The organism is Candidatus Parvarchaeota archaeon (assembly GCA_016866895.1).
In the GTDB taxonomy this organism is placed as follows: Archaea; Micrarchaeota; Micrarchaeia; order Anstonellales; family VGKX01; genus VGKX01.
Genome location: VGKX01000147.1, coordinates 1 through 3090 on the forward strand (window position 1 = coordinate 1; position 3090 = coordinate 3090).

Annotated in this window: 3 protein-coding genes and 1 pseudogene; all 4 read left to right on the forward strand. The window is 49.2% G+C overall.

Annotated features, from left to right (window positions below):
* The coding region (locus tag FJZ26_05195; protein MBM3229802.1) for a glutamine-hydrolyzing GMP synthase subunit GuaA at positions 1-364 on the forward strand (364 nt) is incomplete at its 5' end.
* An 83-nt stretch (positions 365-447) separates the two neighbouring features.
* Positions 448-927 carry a hypothetical protein gene (locus FJZ26_05200; protein ID MBM3229803.1) on the forward strand — a complete coding sequence of 160 codons (480 nt, stop codon included), beginning with the start codon at positions 448-450 and terminating at the stop codon, positions 925-927.
* Between the two features lie 201 nt (positions 928-1128).
* Positions 1129-1710 (forward strand): GMP synthase subunit A, encoded by a 582-nt coding sequence (locus tag FJZ26_05205; protein MBM3229804.1) that lies wholly within the window; start codon positions 1129-1131, stop codon positions 1708-1710.
* 27 nt (positions 1711-1737) lie between these two features.
* Positions 1738-3090 (forward strand): annotated as a pseudogene (locus tag FJZ26_05210) (tryptophanase).

The window sequence follows — 3090 nt, forward strand, 5'->3', positions numbered from 1 at the left end:
TGCAGTGCGCATTGTTGGTGAGATAACGCCTGAAAAAGCCGAAATTGTCCGCCACGCGTGCGCCATTGTCGAAGAGGAGCTTGAGGCGGCTGTTGCAAGAGGGGAGATTGAAAAACCCTGGCAGTACTTTGCAGCCCTTTTGCCTGTAAAAACCGTTGGCGTGCGCGGCGATGAGCGGCACTACAATTACACGCTTGTCGTGCGTGCTGTCCGCTCGCTTGACGGAATGACCATCAATTTCTCGCACATCCCGCCTGCGCTTCTTGAGAAAATCTCAAGCAGAATCACAAACGAAATCCGCCACGTCGGCCGCGTGCTCTACGACATTACAAACAAGCCTCCTGCAACCGTGGAAATGGAGTAACCCATTGGTAGGTAATTTTAAGAGCATGCCACTTCATTAATAGCGTTTAGAAACAATTCAATCAATTGCCGGGGTGTTGGAGAATGAAAAAAATCACAAGTCTAGCTGCTATGCTGCTTTTTGCCCTAGTGCTGCTTTATGGCTGCACTGGCAACCAGGGTCAGGGTGGCACAAACCCACCACCTCCCCCAAGCCCGCCTGACAACACTTGGGGCGGCGGCAATGCAAACGGAGGGTCGGTTGGCGGCGATTCAGGCTCGGCTGCAGGCAGCGGGGCGGGGACTGGCAAAGTCAGGGAATTCACAGTCGAGGCGTCCAATTGGAAGTTCGAGCCGTCAACAATCACGGTAAACAAGGGCGACACGGTCAAAATCACCCTTGTCAACAAGGATGTTTCGCACGGCATTGCAATTCGCGACTTTGGCTTTGACCTCAAGGCAGAGGCGGGCAAAAGCGCCACGGGCCAGTTTGTTGCAAGCAAGCAGGGCACATTTGACTTTAGCTGCAATGTGTTTTGCGGAGACGGGCACAGGGAGATGGAAGGCACACTGGTTGTCAACTAGACTGGGGAGTAAGTCAAATCCGGCTTCCCATATACTCGTCCAACCAGCTATTTTTTACTTTTTCAATCCCAGTTTATTGTGCTCTGCAAAACGAATTTTCTTATAAGCCTTTTTTTGAATTCAACCCTAGCTAGTTTTATTATATTTGGCTAAGCATTAAGCCTACAAATGAAACATTGCATCTACGATCCCTAATACCAAATGAAGTTGTTTTTCATGTCCATTCTCATCATCAACAACGGCTCGCAGTATACTCATGTTATCTGGCGGGCTGTGCGCGACTTGGGTTTTGCCGGGGAAATCGTCCAGCCGGAAGTTGAAACTGCAAAACTTTTAGCTGCTGAAAAAGTCATCATGTCAGGAGGCCCAAGCTCGGTTTACGAAGTTGACCTTAAGGCAAACCGCGCAATCATCGAGGCTGCGGCAGCAGGAAGGTACAAAAGCCCGCTTCTTGGAATCTGCTTTGGCCAGCAGGCAATCGCCCATGTCCTTGGCGGCAGCGTGGCAAAAGGCAAGTCGGCAGAATATGGGACAATGGAAATTGCAATCGACAAGCCACAAGGCGTACTTGTCGGGCTTCCAGGCAAAATCACTGCCTGGGTGTCCCATTTTGACGAAGTCAAATCCCTGCCGCCAAACTTTATTTCACTTGCTCACTCGCAAGTGTGCCCATTTGAGGCAATGATGCACACAAGCTTGCCAATACATGCAGTCCAGTTTCATCCCGAAGTCTGGCACACGCAGTACGGCGAGAAAATCCTTGAAAATTTTTTGAGGCTTTAAAGCAACGAATTTATGTGGGGTGGCAAAATGGCTGCAACTAAAAAACTAATCCACGGCATTCCAGAACCATTTAAAATAAAGATGGTCGAACCAGTCACTGTTCTTGATGCTTCGTAAAGGGAAGCGGCAATAAGAAACGCAGGCTATAACACTTTTCTCCTCAAATCCGACGAAGTCTACATAGACCTTCTTACTGATTCAGGCACTGCTGCGATGTCTGATAATCAGTGGGCTGGCATGATGCTTGGCGATGAGGCGTACGCTGGAAGCAGGAACTTCTATAACCTGGAAAAAGCCATACAGGATGTACTCGGTTTTCCCTACCTTGTGCCGACTCACCAGGGCAGGGGCGCAGAACATCTCGTCTCCCGCGCGCTAATAAAAAAGCCTGGCCTGCTTGTGCCACGCAACATGTACTTTACTACCTCCAAGGAGCACGTGCAGCTACAGGGTGCATCCATGCCTGACATAATCGTAGATTGCGCCCATGACCCAAAATCAGAAGATCAGTTCAAAGGAAACGTGGATTTGGCAAAGCTCAAGAACCTAATTCAGGAAAACGGGGCAGAAAAAATCCCCTTCGTCTATGTTGAGATGAATTGCAACATGTCGGGCGGGCAGCCAGTGTCAATTGCGAATATGCGCCAAGTGTCAAACCTGTGCAAGGAAAATGGAATAAAGCTCGTATTTGATGCAACCCGTTCAAGTGAAAACGCGTTTTTCATCAAGCAGAGGGAACCTGGCTATTCAAACAAGAGCATAATAGAAATACTCAATGAGATGATGGGCTTTGCAAATGCTTGCGTCTACAGCGCAAAAAAAGACGCGCTTGTAAATATCGGCGGTTTTATTGCAACGCGCGACAAACAGCTGTTTGAATCCTGCAGGGAAATGGTAGTTACCTACGAAGGCCTGCACACTTATGGCGGCATGGCTGGCCGCGACATGGAGGCAGTTGCCCGTGGCCTGAGGGAAGGTGCGCAATACGAATACCTAAAGTACCGCATTGGGCAAACACAGTATCTTGGCCAGATGCTTGCCGACAATGGCATCCCTATAGTCAAACCAGTTGGCAGTCATGCAGTCTATCTTGATGCACTCGAGTTTGTGCCGCACATGCAAGAGATAACTGGCCAGCCAAGTCGCTGGCAGCAGCTCTTTATCAAGATTCTGGCGTGCGGTCAATGGAGCGTGGGGCAGTGTCTAAAGGCAGGGATGCAAAAACAGGCCAAAATATTTTTCCAAAGCTCGAGCTAGTTAGACTCACAATACCCAGAAGGGTCTACACCAATACGCACATGGAACATGTAGCTGAATCAATACTCAACTTGCATGAAAACAAGGAGAAAATACGCGGTCTGAAGATGGTCTACGAGCCGC